Consider the following 18,006-nt stretch of genomic DNA (forward strand, 5'->3'; position numbering starts at 1 on the left):
GCTTCACAATCTCTCCCGGCGGGCCGCACCGGCGGAGGCTGGCCCCGCGCCAGGAGTCTGCATCGTGATGAAGGCGCTGGCGCTGATGATGCCCGCGCCACAGATCATCGCGAGTGTGTCAAAAGACATCACCTTCAGCAAGGCGAAGGCCAGAAACGGTGTGAGCAGGCCCCGCATGCCGGTGAGGAAGGTGTGGACGCTCATGTACTCAGCGACGGCATGCGGCGGGGCCAGTTTCGTCACCCACAGTGCCCAGGTGACATTGCCACCGGCATTGGCCATGCCCCAGAGGGCCATGCCTAGCGTCCACCACACCATGCCATGGCCGAGATAAAAGACGAGGATGCCTGCTGCAAAGAATAGATTCAGTGCCGCACGCACCGTGAAGAGGTGAAACCGATCATACACCAGCCCCCACGGATAAGAGAAGACCAGCCGTGATAGCACTGGCACCACGCAGGTCACAAAGGCGACTTCCTTCTCTGGTAAATTGATTCCGTGCACCGGATTGGCCAGATACTCGACGAAAAGACTCGCGGCGATGAGATTGCCCACGCCCATGATCATCCAGGAGATGAGTAAGGTGCGAAAATCACGATCCGCACGTATCCAGCGGAGGGAGCTCCACAGGCCGTGGTTTTGACCCGCTGCGGGCTCCCATGGCACTGCGGGTAATCCATAGGTCCACAGGCCGCTGACGATCCCACAGAGGGCAAAGGCCCACAGCAGCCAGGAGTAGCGCTGCAAGTCCAGCTCCAGCGCACGCCCCGCCAACCAGCCGAAGAGGGCCGCCGCCGCCGCACGCGTGACGCCCGTCACGGCATAGAGTCGGCCACGCTCCGCCTCTGGGTAGTTCATGCGGTAAATCTGGGTCATGAGCGGGATCTGCATGGAAAAGCAAAAAATGCCCATGCCCAGCCCGGTGAGAAAAAGCCACGCATGGTGCGGAAATGCGGCCGAGATGCCCATGCACGCTCCGCCGAGGATCTGCACCTTTGCGGCGGTGCGGGCGATGGTGCTGCGCATGCGCAAAAGCAGCGGTACGACGAATAGACTCGTCACCATGCCACCACTCGTCGCTGCGAGGAAGGAGGCCTTTGCCACATCCCCCATGTGATGCACGCGGACGGCCAGCAGCATGCCAAAGGTGGCTGTGAGCGTGTCTAGCACCCCTGCGGGCAAGGAGCGCCATAGCTCGTTGCGGAAGGTGCGTGTTGTCGTGTTACTCACAGGCCGCCTCCCTCGCATGAGATGCGTCTTACGTCAAAAAATGCCGCTCAAAGCACACTCGGCAGGTGCTCCCGCAGGCAGCCTGCCAGCTTCAGCGTGTCGGCCAGAGTATGGGTGGCGACCACATTTGGCTCATGATGGCTCAGGATGCGCACGGTGCAGGGCACGCTGGCATTTTTCGCCATTTGGATATCGCGATCATGATCACCGACGAGCCAGCTCCGGCTCAGATCGAGCCCGTGGACCTCACAGGCGTGGAAAATCATCTCTGGGGACGGTTTGCGGCAAGTGCAGGTGCCCGCGAGGTGCGTGCAGGCATAAATGCCATCGAACTGAGCCCCGCGCATCGCCAGCATGCTCTGCATCTGCGCATGGATGTCATCGAGCGTGGCCTGCGTCATGCGCCCTTTTCCCACGCCTTGTTGGCTGGTGACGAGGATGAGCTTGTAGCCACGCTCACGGCATAGAGAGAGCGCATCGACGATTCCGGGGCTCAATCGAAAATCCTCCACGCAGAGCACATAGCCATCCCCTGGAGAGGCATTGACGACGCCATCGCGATCGAAGAAAACGGCTGGTGTGAGCGTTGCAGACATGGATTTCCCAGGTGACAACACGCCTCCGGCTCTGGCAAACTACAAATTCTCCACCTCCTCACCCTGCATCCTTGATCATGAACACACGTCGCCACTTTTTCTCCACCATCCTCGGCGCTACGGCTGCCACCTCGCTACGCGGGCAGGATGCCGCGAAGCTCTCTTTCAAAGGGGAGAATATCCAGTTCGGACTCGTCACCTATCAGTGGGGGAAGGACTGGGACATCGCCACGCTGATCAAGAACTGCGCGGAGGCAGAGGTCACGGGCGTGGAATTACGCGTGGAGCATAAGCACGGCGTGACGGTTGATTTGACCCCGAAGCAGCGCTCGGAGGTGCGGCAGCAGTTTGAGGACTCCCCAGTTAAATTATTGGGCCTGGGTACCAATTTTGAATTCCACGCGGCTGATCCTGAGGTGCTGAAGAAGAACGTGGAGGGCGCAAAGGCCTTCATCAAGCTCAGTCATGACATCGGGGGCACGGGGGTGAAGGTGAAGCCGAACTCGCTGGTCAAAGACGTGCCTGCTGAGCAGACGCTGGCCCAGATCGGCAAAGCGCTGGCGGAGTTGGGTGCCTACTCACTCGGTTTCGGCCAGGAGATCCGTCTCGAAGTGCATGGGAAGGACACCTCGCTGCTGCCGAATGTGAAGAAGATCATGGAGGCCTGTGCCGATGCTGAAAATGTCCGCGTCTGCTGGAACTCCAATGACACAGATCTGCAAGGCGAGGGCCTGGAGGCGAATTTTGCCCTCGTGCGGGAGCGTCTCGGCCACACCGTCCACATCCGCGGCGTCGGTCAGGTGGCCTATCCCCATGACAAACTGGCCAAACTGCTCGTCGATGCCGATTACGAAGGCCACGTCTGCCTAGAGGCTCATAAGCTGCCGGATGGTGATCCCGTGGCGGCACTCAAAAAGGAGCGTGACCTCTTCATGGCGATGGTGAGAGCTGCGCGGCAGGCAGCGGCTTGATCTGACCGCCCAATCAACAAAACAGGCGCTGGAGTCACTCCAGCGCCTGTTTGCTTTTTGAGAGAGTTGATGTGGCGGCCTATTTTTCGACCCAGCGGACAGCTTCCATGAGGAGCTCACGGGCAGAGGCGAGGGCGAGTTTCTGGCGGATATTTGCCTTGTGTGCATCGACGGTTTTGGCGCTGAGGCCTAGTTTTTCCGCGATGGAGTGTGAGTCGAAGCCACGGCCGACCATTTCGAAGATTTCGAGCTGGCGGTCACTGAGCATGCGAGCGGGCTCTCCACGGGCACCACTACGGGGGCTGCCGCCAGAGACGATGCTGCCCAGCAGAGCGGCGCTGAAGAAGAACGAGCCGCTGACGATTTGGCGCAGTCCCTGGAGCACGCGGGTGGGCTGCTCTGCCTTCATGACATAGCCCATAGCACCAGCACGGAGGCAGCGCTCGGCATACACGTTCTCGTCGTGCATCGAGTAAACGAGCACTTGGATGTTGGGATGAGTGGCCTTGATTTTTTTGATGAGGTCCACTCCGCTGCGGTCTTTCAGCGTGATGTCGAGGATGACAAGATCAGGCTTTAGTTTGCCTGCTTGTTGGAGAGCAGTGTTGGCGTCTTCGGCGCTGCCGATGACTTGCATGTCCTCCTGCGAATCAATGAGTTTCTTAAGCCCTTCGATAACGATGGGATGGTCGTCGAGTATATAGATTTTACTTTTCACGGTATCCCTTTGTGCCTGGAGATGAGGGTTTTGTCAATAGCTCTGGCTTAAGGAATTGGTCAGGAAAATGGCAGGTCACACGAACACCTTTCCGGGAGACTTCCTGGACGTTCAAGTGCCCGCCGATGAGATTGGCCCGGTATTCCATGACCTGAATACCTATTCCAGCAGGTGGGGCGCCCTCTCCTACGACAGCGTTTTTTCTCATCCCCTGGCCATTATCTGTGATCTCCAATACAAGGGTGTTTGCGTCTTGTCGGCGTAGGGAAAGGTGGATCTTTTGAGCATTGCCGTGGCGCATCGCATTGTTCACCGCCTCCTGAGCGATGCGTAGGAGATGAAGCTGCATTTCCTCGTTTTGAAAGACCAAGCTCTCATCGATCTGGCAGTCGCACTGCCTGCGGAAATCCTTTCGCAGACTCTCTGCCAGCAGGCGTAATCCACCAGCGAGCCCGCCTCGGCGAACGGCGGCTGTGGAGAGGCCGTGGGAGAGCCGCCGCACTTCCTCCAGGGCTCCATGCACGAGCTCATGGATACGCTGGGCATCCTGCCGGTGGGTGCCCTCCAGCCCGTCTGCCAATGTTTGCACCATCGCAGAAATTCCTGCCAGCGTCTGCCCCACGCCATCATGCAGATCGTGGCCGATGCGGAGCTGCTCCTGCTGGGCGGCACGGATGACCTCTGCCTCCAGCCGCCGCCTTTCGGTCATATCCATACCTGTGACGACGAGGAAGTCTGTGCCGCCCTGCGCCCTTCGCACGGCGGTGGTCTCGCTGGCGATGATGCGCGGTGAGCCGTCCTTTGCTCGTAGAGTGAGTGTGGAGCCGACTTTATCGGTGCTACCAGTGAGTACCGAGAGGAAACGTTTCTTTGATGCGTCGATGTCCTCCGCATTAAAAATGGGCATGGACCACAGCTCATGGCCCACGGACTGACTCGCGGGGATGCCAAAGACAGCCTCGGCGGTGCGATTGATCCTCAAAATGCGACCATCTGTGTCCAGTAGGGCAATGGCGATCGGTGCATTGTCGAGCAGGATACCTGTGAGCAGTGCGGCGCGGCGGCGGTCTTCTTCCTCCCTATTACGGCCAGTCATGTCATGAATGACGAGCATGCACTGGCTGTTAGAGTCGCTCGTGATGCAGGTGGGACTGCATTGTACCTCGATGCGACTGCCATCTGCACGCTCAAGCACGGTATCAAAGACGGTCGGTCCACAGCCTCCATTTTTCATGCTGAGTAGCCGCCGGCGCAGTGAGGCACGGGCTCCCGGTGCCGTGATGTCCGTGATCTCCATGCGCCGCAAGCTGTTCAGTTTGTGGCCGAGCATCTGGCAGCATGCAGGATTGGCATCTTGGATGATGAATTGCTTATTGAAGGTCAGCACGGCCACGGTGCTATTTTGAAATAGCTGGCGGTAGCGCTCCTCTGATTGCTGGAGGGCCTGTTCAGCCGCGACGAGCGGTGTGATGATCCGCACATGACCGATTTGCGAGATGACCTTCCCTTGATCGTCGCGCTCGAAAACGCGTGCATGCCACTGGATCCATTCATAATCACCGCTTTTGCGCCGCACGCGCATGCGCAGAGTTTGCAGGCCATTCTCTTTCCCTGCCTGGAGCTGCTCGTTCATACTGCGGTAGGCGGGCTTATCCTCAGGGTGGATGATGCCATCCCAGCCATCTTTGTAGGATTTCTCGACCTCGCCTGGTTTGTAGCCATAAAGGCTGTAAACCTGGTCTTGGCCAGTGCTGAACTTCTGCGTCTGGAAGCTGAAAATATAAAGAACCTGTCGCGGGGTGCCGAGGACTCCTTCGGCGAATAGGTCCAGCTCTCCCGCTTGCGAGACGAGCATGCCCACTTCTTCGATGCCGATATTCAGCTCCTCTCTGGCAGGCTTAGGGGCAGTTTTCGGGACAGGTTTCTTCACTCGACTCATTCAGACAGGAGAAAAGCCGGAAACAGCACTTCAGGCCACACGTTTCTGATCGTCGGAACCATCTTTTTTCATGCACCACCGCTATTTACTGCTTTTCCTCGCCCTTTTGCCCCTCGTAGCGCATGCGCAGGCCCCCAAGGCCGGGAAGAAGAAAACTCCACCCGTGAAGCTCACCACGGCCCAGGTCGCCACCAGCGAGGTCGTTTATAAAAAGACGCCAGAAGGCGAGCTGAAGCTGCATTTTTATCGTCCGGCAGGCGAAGTGGGCATCACCGCGCTGCGGCCCTGCATCGTGTTCTTTTTCGGCGGTGGCTGGAAAAACGGCTCCTACCTGCAATTCGTGCCGCAGGCCGAGTACCTCGCCTCACGCGGCATGGTGGCTGCCTGTGCCGATTACCGCATCCTGAATGTCCATGGCACGCTGCCGGACAAAGCGGTCGAGGACGCGAAAAGTGCCATCCGCTGGGTGCGTGGCCATTCCACGGAGTTGGGCATCGATCCGGGGAAAATCATCGCTGCGGGCGGCTCCGCAGGCGGGCACCTCGCTGCCTGCACGGCGCTGGTAAAGGCCTACGACGCCCCTGGCGATGATGCCGCCATTTCCTGCCGCCCAGATGCGATGGTGCTCTTCAATCCCGCGATGAATATCGACACTCTTTTTAAAGAACGCGTCACTGGTGACACCAAAGGCTTCACGCTCGAAATGGCGGAGGCCATCACGCCGAACCGCTTCATCGCCAAGGACACCCCGCCGGCCATTTTCTTCTTCGGCACCGCAGACAAGCTCAAAACTGGCGCGGATGAATACATGCGCAAAGCACGCGAACTCGGGCTCCGCGCGGAAATGTGGACCGCCGCCGAGATGCCGCATGGCTTCTTCAATCGCGAGCCCTGGACCCAAGTGACCGCGCAGCAAATGCACGTCTTCCTCGCCTCACTCGGCTACCTGGGCGGAGAGTCAGCCGTGATCATGCCGGAGAAAGCTCCCGCGCTGAAAAAGGAGGAGTGATTCGTCCAGTTTCGGCAGCATCAGCCCAGCACCACGCTGCCGTCCGGCTTCTTGGTGAAGCTGTGCAGCACCAGCCCCTGGTCATCCAGGTGGGTGAAGCGCAGCGCCTCAGCCGTCACCGAGATGTGCGTGAAACCGTGCGTCATTTTGCCGAAAGGCACCTTGTGCGTGACCTCCAGCGCCCGCGTCTTGGCCCCGCCACCACCGCTGAGGATGTGGGAGGTGTATTTTCCCTCGATTTCGAGGTGCTGCAGGTCGTGATCATGACCGCAGAGGTAGGCATGCACATGATGCTGCTGGAAAAGGCCATCCCACTGCTGGATCAGGGTCTTGGTATCACCGTGATCACCATTGGAGTACAGTGGGTGATGCCCCAGCACCATGGTGAAGGCTCCACGCGGCTTCTCCAGCTCCGCCTTCAGCCACGCTAGCTGCTCACGCTCCTCATCCGCTGTCATCGAGGAACGCGGCTTGCCACTTTTCTTGTCTTTGGCACCACTCACGGCAGGCAGATTCGTATCCAGGCAGATCAGCGTGAGCTGGGAGCCCAGATCCACGCGATACCACTTCGATGGCATGTGCCAGCGCACGCCGGGCTTCTTCGCGTAGGCGAGCTGTACCTTCTGCCCGCCCTCATTGTCGTGGTAGTCATGATTGCCCAGGATCGCGTGCATCGGGCCGGGGAAGGCCGCAGCGGGATACATGTCCTCGATCTCATTCTTCCAGCGTGGCGATTCGGTGGAGAAGCCGCCGGGAGCCTTGTCCTTGCTGTAAAAATTATCGCCCAGCAGCAGCATCGCCTCCGGTTTGATCCCCTGCGCGGTGATGAAGCTGCGCATCGCCGCCGCCACTCGCTTTTGATCCGCGCCACCGGTGCCGAAATCACCGATCGCCAGCAAATGCAGCCCGTCTTTGCTGATCTCTGCCGCAGATGCGCGGCGCACATTCAGCGCCAGCGCCGCACTGGAGCAAAACAGGGTCTGGAGCGCACGGCGACGGGAGTAGGAAGCGGGAAGGGGACTCATAGCAATGCTGGAAACGCCAGACCCAGTGCCGATCACTCACTCATGCCCGCGAAACGATCCCGCAAAGAAAGGGTTATCCCTCCGCGTCAGGTCCATGCTAGCATCTGAGCACCTTTATATGAAAAAACTCCTCTTCACCGCTCTCAGCCTCCTCCTTCTATCCCATCATGCACTTGCCCAGTCCGCGCCAGGGCAGACGCCACAGGGCCAGGGCGGCCAGCAGCAGGAGGAGACCACCCGTGACGGCCTGTGGGATGGCCGGCTCAAAGGCGGGAACTACATCGTCCGTGCGCAGTCCATCATCGCCCTGTCCAAACACGAATACATCGCCAATGCCGCCGCACGCGTGGTGGAGGTGAATATCACCCTCAGCTCCTCGCAGATCGTGCGCTTTTATTTCTTTGAGCCTGTGAAGGTGGAAACGGGTAGCAATTTCGTCGCGGCGGGCACCCAGGCCATCGAGCGGGCCAAAGGACTCGTCGAGCAAGCCGCCGGCCGCGTCTCCCCCACGCTCACCGAGGCCAAAGTGGTCAAAGACTACCCCAACACCACCCACTCCCACACCGTCGAATTCGCCATCAAAGAAGAAGCCCGGCTCAATTCACTCTTCCAGAGCCTCGAACGCTCCTTCCGCACCGGCGTAGGCCGTATTTGGAAGGAATAGGCCAATTCAATTACTCTAGCGCTCAAAGCCACCAGCCAGGGGCGGCCACCCGAGAGCATGTAGAAGAGAACTGGGATCAGTAATTCGGAATACTGCTTCCTCCTTATCGGACCTATAATGAACATCGCAAACCAGCCCAGAGTCCCCACGGTACGGAGCAGTTCGGCATGCATTAAATACGAGTTCATGGCTAGTATGGTCTTCCCAAGGCTAATTCCTGCGTGTCAAAGATCAAACATTCCTTGGTCGCTTGGATTCACCCTGCAGGAGCAGTCCCAGAGGTCTTAGGCCCGAAAATGCCCATTTTGTCGCTCGATTCTTCGCTAGGGCCTCGTAAATGGCCCGCTCCACCTTTTCTCCTTTTTTGAAAACCTCTAGCTCATCTCCCATCCACGTCCTGATCGCATGCGGCGGCACGGGCGGGCACTTATTTCCAGGCATCGCCGTCGGTGAGGTGCTGGCCCAGCGCGGGCATGATGTCACCCTCCTCATCAGCGAGAAGAAGATCGACTCCCTCGCCGCCAGTGGCCACAAAGACCTGCGCTTTGAGAAAATGCCCTTCCTGGCCATGCCGCGTCCGTGGTCGCCGAAGATGGTCGGCTTCCTCCGTGGACTCTGGGGTGGCATGCGCCGCTGCCGCCAGATCATCCGCGAGCATGATGTCAAAGTCGTACTCGGCATGGGCGGCTTCACCTCCTTTGCCCCGCTCTACGCCGGCAAAAAAGAAAATTGCCGCACCCTCATCCACGAGAGCAACGCCATCCCCGGCAAAGCGAACAAGCTCAACGCACGCTACTCCGACATCGTCCTCTGTGGCCTGGAGGCCTGCAAACCGCTCTTTGAAAAGCACACAGACGTCCGCGTCGTCGGCACGCCCATCCGCTCCAACATGCGTGAGGCCAACAGCGACGATCCCCACGCCTTCTTCAAGCTCGAGAAAGACAAGCGCACCCTCCTCATCATGGGTGGCAGTCAGGGCGCACGCGGCATCAATCGCGCCGTCGGCATGGCACTCGATCACTTTGAAAAAATGGGCATCCAAGTCCTCCACATCGCCGGCCCTGGCGATTACGAAGAGGTGCGTGACGTCTATGCGAAGCACCCGCTGCTCGCTCAGCACGTCGCCGCCTTTTGTCACCGCATGGATCTGGCCTATCGTGTCGCAGACCTCGCCATCGCACGCAGCGGAGCCAGCAGCATGACGGAGCTCGCGTGGTTCGGCGTCCCCAGCCTCCTGGTGCCCTATCCGCACGCCGCAGAAGATCACCAGACGCGGAACGCCGAGATCTTCCACAAAGCCGGAGCCGCCATCATGATGCCCGAGTCCCAGCTCAATGCCGACACCCTCACCGATGTCGTCCGCAGCATCCTCTCCGACTCCGCCAAAGCCGCCGCGATGAAAAAAGCCGCGCAAAACCAAGCCGTGCGCGACAGCGCCGAGCAGATCGCCACACTCGTCGAGCAGGAGGCTGTGAAGACGCCCGTTGCTGTTTAGTGGGGGCGAGGGCTTAGTGCTTAGTTCTCAGTTCTCAGTTTCTGAGCACTAAGCACTGAGAACTAAGCACTCCTTTCCTCCCAGCCGCCCCGCAACCACCCAACACCCCTCCCACCCGGAGTGTGGTCAAAACCGCGCAGACCCTCATTCATACCGCAGAAAGCCCGCTCGCCGCGCTTCGAAGGCTGAGGTCTCCAGCGCCCACTGCATGGACACATCGCGCCAGGCTTTGCCCTCACGGATGCTTTTCAGCAGCGCGGCGTTGTTGAGCAGCGTGTTCACCTTCTCCAGGGCGAACTCTTTCGGATAAAGCCGCTGCAGCGTGCAGACCAGCGCCACGCCCAGCTCCACCGGGCGCAAAGCAGCCCGCTCGGTGATGCTGATGCGCACACCACCACAGGCTTCTCCTTTGAAAACACTCGCTGTCGGCGTGAAGCGCAGCGGAGTGAACTGCACACCCGGCAGCGCCAGCTTATTCAGCTCATGCGCAAGTCGCAGATCATCCACATACGGCGCACCCACCACCTCGAAAGGCGTATCCGTCCCGCGCCCCACACTCACGCTGAACTCACTCAGTCCGATGCCTGGATAAAGCAGCGCGGCATTCAGCGACCGCATGTTCGGTGAAGGATTCACCCACGGCAGGCCCGTGGCATCATGCAGCATTCCGCGCCGCCATCCCTCACACGCGATCACACGCAGATCACAGCCCATCTGCCGTTCCGCATTCATCATCGCGGCCAGTTCACCCGCCGTCATGCCATGGCGCAGCGGGATGGCATGCGTCGCGGTGAAGGCCTCCTTATCCGGCACCGCAGGGCCCTCCACGGCCACACCGCCCAGCGGATTCGCACGATCCAACACGTAGAAAGGCTTCTTCTCCTTCGCCGCAGACTCCATGCACACACGCATCGTGCTGATGTAGGTATAAAAGCGGCAGCCGATGTCCTGAATATCAAAAACCAGCGCATCCACATCCGCCAGTTGCTCCGGCGTCGGTGCACGCCGCTCACCATACAGACTCAGCACCGGTAGCCCCGTTTTTTTATCTCGCGTGTCACCGATCTTTTCCTGATCCAGCATGCCACGGATGCCATGCTCCGGGCTGAAGAGCTTCACCAGCTGCACTCCATCCTTCGCAGCATCCGCCAGCAGATCGATCGTGCTCCTGCGCTGTGCATCGATGCCCGTCTGATTCGTGATCAGGCCGATGCGCAGCCCCTTCAGATCCGCAAACTGCCGCCGCACCAGCACATCAATGCCCTGGAGCACCGTCGGCACCTCCTTCTCCCCACGCTCCCACGGCGGCCCATGACGCGGCAAAAAGCTCACCATCCGCCCCGCTGCGGCACCCAGCTCCTCATACAAATCACGCACACTGCCCTTTCCATCTGGGTGCAGCCGGGAGCTCATGAAAATCACGAACGACCGCGATGGCGGATCGATCCACACACTCGTGCCCGTGAAACCTGTGTGCCCGAACGAGCCCAGCGGAAACACCTTCCCACGCGGCCTGCTGAAGGCCGAGTCCACATCCCATCCCAGCCCACGCCGCTCAAACACCGTCGCCACGGTCTGCGGCGCGGTCATCAGCCGCACCGTCTCCGGCTTCAAAAGCCCCGCGCCACCATTCACCAGCATGCGGGCATATTTGGCCACATCCGCCGCCGTGGTGAAGAGTCCCGCATGCCCCGTCACGCCGCCCATGCGTCGTGAGGTCGGATCATGCACCACACCGCGCAGCATCTGGCCATTTTCATCCTTTTCCGTCGGAGCGATGCGTGGCTGCCAATCCGCCGGAGGCAAAAAACGCGTCGATTCCATCCCCAGCGGCCCAAACACTCTTTTCGCCGCAAAATCGTTCAGCGGCACTCCAGCCACTTTTTGCACGATCTCGCCCAGGAGGATGAAATTGATGTCCGAATAGCGAAAAAACCGGTCTGGAGCCCCCTCTGGCTCCAAATCGATCGCTCTGGCGATACCCGTCTCATAGCCATGCCACGCGGGCTCACGCGGGATGCCTGGCCGCAGGCCGGAAGTATGCGTCAGCAGATGCCGGATCGTGATCCCCGCACGCATCTGCGGCAGATAGCGCCGCACCTCCGCCTCCAGCTCGATCTTGCCCTCCTCCATCAGCAGCATCACACAGGGCAGCGTCGCCAGCACCTTCGTCAGGGATGCCGCATCAAAGACGGTATCCTCCGTCATCGGCTCCTCCGCAGGCAGCACGGCCCGCAGGCCCTCCACCTGCGTCAGCCGCCGCTCCCCGCTCTCAAACAGCATCACCGCGCCTGCGGGATTCTTTTTCTCCACCGCCGTCTTCACCACCAGCCGCAGCGCATCGAATTCATCCGCCCGCAGCGTGCTGAAAGCGAGTACGACCAACGAAGCGAAGAATGAAAAGCGCATCCATCAAAAACCAAGCTCACGCAGAGCACCTTTCACTCACTTCGCCTTCATCCTCTGCTCCACCCAGGTCAGGATGCGGCCGACTTTATCGGCGTCTTTCGCGGCCTTCGCTTCCTCAAAGGCATCCTTCGCTTTGAGCAAATCACGCAGCAGTGGCAGTGACACGATTTCTTGTGCATTGAGCTTCACCGCCTCGAACCGCGACTGGAGCGACTCCAGGCTGGTGTCTCCAGGCTCTGATTGGCTAAAGTCGGGCGCTGGAGCTTCTTTTTCCAGCTCAGCAAAATGCGAGTCCTCGATGAGTCGATCCAGCGCTGCATCGGCGGATTGCCAATCGCCCTCTTTGATCATTTTTTCGATCTCTTCGCCCCGGTAGGCCATCGCCTCGGTCGGTTTATCGGCCAGTGCATCCACGGCAGCGCGGAGTTTGTTTGCCTTGGCCTTCACGGCGGCTTCCAGATCGGTTTTTGCCGTGACTTTCTTCGATAAGCTCAGCGCTAGCGCCTTCTTCTGCTGCTCTGGAGTCAGCACATCACGCAGAGCGATCAAGGTGCGCAGTTGCAGGTCCTTCACCGCCGCTTCGGCGGCCACCGACTTCGCGAGCTGTGCACTGGCGCTGTCTGCCGTGGTGCCAGCCTCACGCAGCATTTGATGCAGGGCCTGCTGCTGTTCTTTGGCGGCAGATTCCAGCGGCGACCCCTTTTCGCGGGCTGCACGGATGATGTCTGTCATCTTCGTTTCTTGCTCCTGCGTCAGTGCTAGCTGGGGCTTGATCTGCTGGATGATCTCTGGGCTGATAAGGCCGTGTTGGAGGAGCTGCTCAGGGCCCGCGAAGGCGCTGGTGGCGACGATGAGGAGGCTAAGGACGATGCGTTTCATGGTAGGTCGATGGTGAGGTGCGTGGGGAGGAGAAAATCGGTCGAATCCGGCTGCAAACTGGCAAACAGCGGCGCAGACTCATTTTCCAGCAGCGGCGGAAAATCCGCCCATGCAGGCTGCACAGGCTCCACAGGCCGCAGTAGCCAAAAAGCGGCTAATGAGGCGAAAATGGCCGCAAAAGCCCATTTCCACACCTGCGTGCTTTCTGGCTTCTGGACACGCAAAAGGCGCGGGTGCCACGCTGGCGCGGCTGCATGCTCATCACGCCGTAGCACAGCGAAGCGGGCCTTTAAATCATGGTCGTGGGGCTCATTCATGGCGTGGTAGGAGTTCGCGTAATCGTGCCTTCCCGCGCTCGTAATGCGTGCGGGCACTGCCCAGGCTGATGCGCATGACCTGCGCCGCCTCGGAGAGCGAGAGGTCTTGATAAAAAGAGAGATGCAGCACCTCTGCCTGCCGTGCGGGCAACTGCGCCAATGCGCTGCGAAGCTCGCGGGCCTGTTCCTCCAGCTCCAGATGCCGCGTGGGCGGCGGCTGCGTCTCTTCGGTGAAGCTGGTGAGCAGTCTGCCCACCAAGGACTCGCGAAAACGTGCCCGCCGCAGCTCCTCGTGCGCGGTGAGTCGGATCACACCGAACCACCAGGTCTTGAAGGCACTGCGGCCATCGAAGCGGGCTTTTTCCGCCGCGAGTTTCAGATAGGCATTTTGCAGCACGTCCTCTGCGCGGCCTGCATCGCCGCCGCAGCAATGCACCGCCCACCCGAAGGCGTCCGGGTGCAGGTGTTGGAGGTTGGCGGCCAGTTCTGAGTCCATTCATTTGCCTCATGCGTGACACGGGCGGCCCATTTGTAGGACAGGAGAATGTATTTTGTGGATTTTTGATCCCAAAAATCTCCCGCTCTCCCTCGACATCTCTCTTGCCTTTTTCGGCAAAGTACGGCGAGAGTACCGCTCGATTCCACATATTCACCCACTCGATTTAGCCGTGTCCTCTCGACTTCAAACTTCTCCGGCTGATGCCGCGCTGCCAGCGGCGAGCGCGGTGCTCGCCAAGCAACGCATCGACGCCCTCGTGGAGGCGGTGTCCCAGGTCATCTTGGGCAAGGATGACACCATCCGCCTCGCGGTCGCCTGTCTGCTCGCACGCGGGCATCTGCTCCTGGAGGATCAGCCCGGCGTGGGGAAGACGATCCTGTCGCAATCCCTGGCGCAAGTGCTGGGGCTGCAATTCCGCCGTGTGCAGTTCACCAGCGATTTGCTGCCCGCAGACATCCTGGGGGCCTCCATTTATGAAAAGGAGTCCGGCAGCTTCCGGTTTCACAAAGGGCCGGTTTTTGCCCAGGTGCTGCTGGCGGATGAAATCAACCGCGCCACACCGAAAACACAGTCCGCGCTGCTGGAGGCGATGGAGGAGGGCCGCGTCACAGCGGATGGCGGCACGCATGCACTGCCAGAGCCCTTTTTTGTCATCGCCACGCAGAATCCTTCTTCACAAACAGGGACCTACATGCTGCCAGAGTCGCAGTTGGACCGCTTTTTGATGCGCTTGGGACTCGGGGCACCCGATCGCGATGCTGAGCGTGCACTGCTGCAAGGCGTGGACCGCCGCGAGATGCTCAAAACCCTGCCGCACACGCTCAGTGCGGCGGAATTGCATGAGCTACAGGCGATGGTGCGCAGCGTGCATGTGAGTGAGGCGCTACTGGATTATTTGCAGGACATCTTGGCCGCGAGTCGTGCTGCTGGACGCGGTTTATCACCGCGAGCGGGACTGGCGCTGCTAGCGGCTGCGCGGGCATGGGCGCTGCTGAGTGGCAGGCCGATGGTGCTGCCAGAGGATGTGCGGGCGGTGGCTGTCGCTGTGATGGGCCACCGGCTAGAGCACGCTATCGACGGTCAAAGCGGTGCTGAGACCGCCGCCGCGCTGATGGCAGAAGTGCCCGTGCCCTAGCCTAGCGAGCCACCGCTTCATACCGGTACACACTCATCGCCGCCCATGAAACTCAAGACCACCTGGCACACACTCACGGCGGTCTTGATGCTCGTGGCGATGTGGTATGCGGCTGAGGCGCAGTCGAATGGAGCTGCGTATTTGCTGGGATTGCTAGCGGGGCTCATCGCACTCATCAGCGTGCTGCATGCACGGGCAAATCTGAGCGGGCTGCGCATGCGAGTGCGTGCAGTAGGCAGCGCCCATGATGGAGCAAAAGCCCGCGTGCGAGTGGAGATCTCCAACGATGCAGCGCGGCCCGCATGCGGGATCGAGGTGCAGGTGGTGGGTGCACAGCAGAGTGTGTTCATCGATCAGCTCGGTCCTGGACAGTCCAGACTGGTCGATCTGCCGGCTCCGAAGCGGGCATCTGGCACGGCCCTGCGGCTGCTGGCACGCAGTGCGTATCCGCTGGGTCTTTTTAGCATGGAGCGAGTGACCGAGACGGCGACGGTGCGCCGTGTGCATCCACGCCCAGCCGGGAAGCTGCCGCTACCGGCCATGCGGCCCTTTTCAGCGCAGGATCGCGCACAGGGTACATCGCGGGCAGCATCTAGCGCCGTGCGTGGCGGAGATGATTTCGCCGGGACGCGTGAGTTTCAGCCAGGGGACTCGCCGCGGCACATCGACTGGCGTGCGGTGGCGCGAGGCAGGCCGCTGGTGGTCAAAACATGGGCCTCATCAGCGAGTGGATCCGTGGAGCTGGATTGGGACACCGTGCCGCTGCCAGAAGGCGAGCGGGCAGGGCAGATCGCCCGGTGGATCGAGCTCTGCGAGCGTGATGCGGTGCCGTATGCACTGAGATTGCCCGGTGCAGCGGAAATACAGCCCGGATGTGGTGATGCGCATGCACGGCGCTGTCTGGATGCACTGGCTGATTTTCTGCTGCAGAGCCAGGCAGCCTCTGAAGCCGCCTCTGGTGCGGAGGGCGGGCAGCGTGCCTCCAGCGCCCGTGTGGCCGCAGGGCATGAAACCACGGCGGAATTGCCGCGTGGGCCGTTTTGGATGCTCGCAGCCGCTTTGGTAGCGGCGATGCTGCCGCTGTTGGATTTCATCGCGGCACCGTGCCTGGGCTTTGCGCTGCTGTGCATGATCTTTCGTGTCATGTCGGGCAAAAAAGTGCCCTCACTGGCGCTGCGGATCTTCATCATGATCGCAGGTGTGGTGATCACGGTCATGCTCTACTCCGGTCAGAGCAGCATGGAGGCAGGCATGGCACTGCTCGTCACGCTAGCCGGGGTGAAGATGCTGGAGAGCCGCGTGCCGCGTGAGTTTCAGGTGCTCGCATTGATCGGCTGGTTCCTGTGTCTGTGCATCCTGATCCTGGATAACTCACTGCCGCGCACGCTTTGGTGCCTAGGCGTGTTCTTGCTGATCTGTGCGTGCATGGTGAGGCTGCGCAGCAGCGCGGTGGGCATGGCGCGGCCTTTGCGTCTCACCGCGACTCTTTTCCTCCAAGCCGTGCCGCTGGTGGTACTGCTCTTCATGCTGCTGCCGCGTGGCGTGCTCAGTCTCAATACGCTGCTCTCATCACGCTTCGGCCAGTCAGGCATCTCCAGTGAGCTCGATCCTGGCTCCATCACCCAGATGGCCATGCGACTGGACAAAGCCTTCCGCGTGGAGTTCCCCGGCGGACAAATTCCCGCCAATGAACTGCGCTACTGGCGCTGCCTCACGCTGACAGAGTGCCGGGGATTTAGTTGGCGGAAACATGGCGATTACGTAGCCAAAGGACCACCACCACAGCCTGACGCCACCGATCTGGAGCAAACGATCCTGCTGGAGCCACATGGAGCACACTGGCTGCCAGCGCTCGATGTGCCGCTGCTGGTGGAGGAGGCAGGTGGATCACGCCTACAGCCCCTCGCGGACGACACCCTCTACGCACCCATCCAGATCCGTGGGCTCCAGCGCTACAAAGCATGGTCTCGGCCCTTGCAGCGCAAGCCTGCTCCACTGGCGATGAACGAGCGCCGCCTAGTCCTGCAACTCCCTGCGGAAATGCCACCACGCGTGCGGCAGCTCGCACTCCAATTCCGTGCGGACGCGAATTCCGACCTCGAAATCGTCAACCGCGGCGTGCAGCACATTCAGCAGAACGGATTCAAATACACCCTCACGCCGGATGAGTACACAGGGCCAGATGCTTTGGAGCAATTCCTCTTTGAGGGGCGCAACGGCTTCTGTGAGCACTTCGCGGCCAGTTTTGCCACATTGATGCGCATCGCAGGCGTGCCATCGCGTGTCGTCATCGGCTTCCTGGGCGGTGAATACTCGGAAAAGACACGTCAGATGATCGTGCGCCAGAGTGATGCCCATGCATGGGTGGAAGTCTGGCTAGAGGACACTGGCTGGACGCGGCTAGATCCCACTGCCGCACTCGCACCAGGGCGTGTGGAGAACCCGCTGCGCGGCTACCTCACCAGCGGCGCAGGCAGTGGAGCCATGGCAGACATGGGCACTTGGGACATGATGGTCTTTGAAACACGACTCTTCTGGGACAGGCTTAATTTCGCCTGGCAGGAGAGCGTGGTGGAGTATGACGAAGAGTCGCAGCAGAGCTGGCTCGCCTCACTCGCGTGGTTGATCGGAGGTGGGCGCTGGTGGCGGCCCTGGCACCTACTGGGGATCAGTTTTGTCCTTTTGAGCATCGCACTCCTCCTGATCTACCGCTGGCTGAGCCGCCGTGCAGCGCCAGCGGACCCATGGGCCCGCGCATGGTTGAAGCTGTGCGAAAAACTGCGCCGCGCCGGCTTCCCCGCACGCCACCCCGGCGAGGGTCCGCTGCACTACGCCCAGCGTATCCGCACCCCCCAGATGGACATCACACCACTGGCAGAAAACTATGCCACAGGCCGCTACGGAGCCGCTGGTGGTGATCCCCGCCATTTTTCCTCCGCTGTGCGACAACTCCGCCTGCGGTAAACGACTCCAGCGTGGTCCACTTACCGTTCAGAAAATCTGCGGGTCTTCATGACTCCCGAATAACTTGAATTTTTATCCACAGATTTCTCAGATGACGCAGATGGGCTTCCATCTGTGAAATCTGCGCAATCTGTGGATACACTCAAAAGTTACTCT

Annotated in this window: 15 protein-coding genes; 6 read left to right on the top strand and 9 right to left on the bottom strand. The window is 60.4% G+C overall.

The genetic code is table 11. The annotated features are described in order from the left end of the window. Positions 1 to 3: 3 nt before the first annotated feature. Complete coding sequence (locus IPK32_07390; GenBank protein ID MBK8091795.1) at positions 4 to 1,230, bottom strand: MFS transporter; 1,227 nt, start codon at positions 1,228 to 1,230, stop codon at positions 4 to 6. A 47-nt stretch (positions 1,231 to 1,277) separates the two neighbouring features. After that, positions 1,278 to 1,826, bottom strand: a complete 549-nt coding sequence (locus tag IPK32_07395) for an HAD-IIIA family hydrolase (GenBank protein MBK8091796.1) — start codon at positions 1,824 to 1,826, stop codon at positions 1,278 to 1,280. Positions 1,827 to 1,903: 77 nt separating this feature from the next. On the opposite strand from IPK32_07395, the gene IPK32_07400 reads away from it, so the two are divergent. Continuing rightward, positions 1,904 to 2,797 (top strand): sugar phosphate isomerase/epimerase, encoded by an 894-nt coding sequence (locus IPK32_07400; protein MBK8091797.1) that lies wholly within the window; start codon positions 1,904 to 1,906, stop codon positions 2,795 to 2,797. A gap of 79 nt (positions 2,798 to 2,876) precedes the next feature. Here IPK32_07400 and IPK32_07405 read toward each other — a convergent pair whose 3' ends face one another. Together IPK32_07405 and IPK32_07410 are read right to left on the bottom strand one after the other, a co-directional pair. Next, on the bottom strand, positions 2,877 to 3,515 hold the full coding sequence (locus IPK32_07405) for a response regulator transcription factor (GenBank protein MBK8091798.1): 639 nt from the start codon (positions 3,513 to 3,515) through the stop codon (positions 2,877 to 2,879). Beyond that, on the bottom strand, positions 3,505 to 5,445 hold the full coding sequence (locus IPK32_07410; GenBank protein ID MBK8091799.1) for a PAS domain S-box protein: 1,941 nt from the start codon (positions 5,443 to 5,445) through the stop codon (positions 3,505 to 3,507). Before IPK32_07410 ends, IPK32_07405 begins: the two co-directional genes overlap by 11 nt. A gap of 79 nt (positions 5,446 to 5,524) precedes the next feature. Between IPK32_07410 and IPK32_07415 the strand changes: the two genes are divergently transcribed. Further along, entirely contained in the window at positions 5,525 to 6,463 is a 939-nt protein-coding gene (locus IPK32_07415; protein MBK8091800.1) for an alpha/beta hydrolase, read from the top strand. Positions 6,464 to 6,483: 20 nt separating this feature from the next. Here IPK32_07415 and IPK32_07420 read toward each other — a convergent pair whose 3' ends face one another. Further along, positions 6,484 to 7,488, bottom strand: a complete 1,005-nt coding sequence (locus IPK32_07420) for a metallophosphoesterase (protein MBK8091801.1) — start codon at positions 7,486 to 7,488, stop codon at positions 6,484 to 6,486. A 118-nt stretch (positions 7,489 to 7,606) separates the two neighbouring features. Between IPK32_07420 and IPK32_07425 the strand changes: the two genes are divergently transcribed. Both IPK32_07425 and murG read left to right on the top strand, forming a co-directional pair. Continuing rightward, positions 7,607 to 8,152 carry a hypothetical protein gene (locus tag IPK32_07425; protein MBK8091802.1) on the top strand — a complete coding sequence of 182 codons (546 nt, stop codon included), beginning with the start codon at positions 7,607 to 7,609 and terminating at the stop codon, positions 8,150 to 8,152. Between the two features lie 364 nt (positions 8,153 to 8,516). Further along, positions 8,517 to 9,647, top strand: a complete 1,131-nt coding sequence (murG, locus tag IPK32_07430) for an undecaprenyldiphospho-muramoylpentapeptide beta-N-acetylglucosaminyltransferase (protein MBK8091803.1) — start codon at positions 8,517 to 8,519, stop codon at positions 9,645 to 9,647. A 144-nt stretch (positions 9,648 to 9,791) separates the two neighbouring features. Here the strand turns inward: murG and IPK32_07435 are convergent, their stop codons facing one another. The 4 genes from IPK32_07435 to IPK32_07450 are packed head-to-tail and all read right to left on the bottom strand — an operon-like array spanning position 9,792 to position 13,748. Continuing rightward, positions 9,792 to 12,056, bottom strand: coding sequence for a DUF1343 domain-containing protein (locus IPK32_07435; protein ID MBK8091804.1), 2,265 nt, complete (start codon positions 12,054 to 12,056; stop codon positions 9,792 to 9,794). Positions 12,057 to 12,092: 36 nt separating this feature from the next. Then, positions 12,093 to 12,935: a Spy/CpxP family protein refolding chaperone gene (locus IPK32_07440; protein ID MBK8091805.1), complete on the bottom strand. Its 843-nt coding sequence runs from the start codon at positions 12,933 to 12,935 to the stop codon at positions 12,093 to 12,095. Further along, on the bottom strand, positions 12,932 to 13,252 hold the full coding sequence (locus tag IPK32_07445) for a hypothetical protein (GenBank protein MBK8091806.1): 321 nt from the start codon (positions 13,250 to 13,252) through the stop codon (positions 12,932 to 12,934). The genes IPK32_07440 and IPK32_07445 overlap by 4 nt, the downstream gene beginning before the upstream one ends. Then, positions 13,245 to 13,748 carry a sigma-70 family RNA polymerase sigma factor gene (locus tag IPK32_07450; protein MBK8091807.1) on the bottom strand — a complete coding sequence of 168 codons (504 nt, stop codon included), beginning with the start codon at positions 13,746 to 13,748 and terminating at the stop codon, positions 13,245 to 13,247. Before IPK32_07450 ends, IPK32_07445 begins: the two co-directional genes overlap by 8 nt. A gap of 229 nt (positions 13,749 to 13,977) precedes the next feature. Between IPK32_07450 and IPK32_07455 the strand changes: the two genes are divergently transcribed. Further along, positions 13,978 to 14,886, top strand: a complete 909-nt coding sequence (locus tag IPK32_07455) for an AAA family ATPase (protein MBK8091808.1) — start codon at positions 13,978 to 13,980, stop codon at positions 14,884 to 14,886. Between the two features lie 45 nt (positions 14,887 to 14,931). After that, a complete protein-coding gene (locus IPK32_07460; protein ID MBK8091809.1) occupies positions 14,932 to 17,850 on the top strand; it encodes a DUF3488 domain-containing protein in 2,919 nt (972 codons plus the stop codon). The last annotated feature ends 156 nt before the right edge of the window (positions 17,851 to 18,006 follow it).

It is taken from the genome of Verrucomicrobiaceae bacterium (assembly GCA_016713035.1).
Taxonomy (GTDB): Bacteria; Verrucomicrobiota; Verrucomicrobiia; order Verrucomicrobiales; family Verrucomicrobiaceae; genus Prosthecobacter.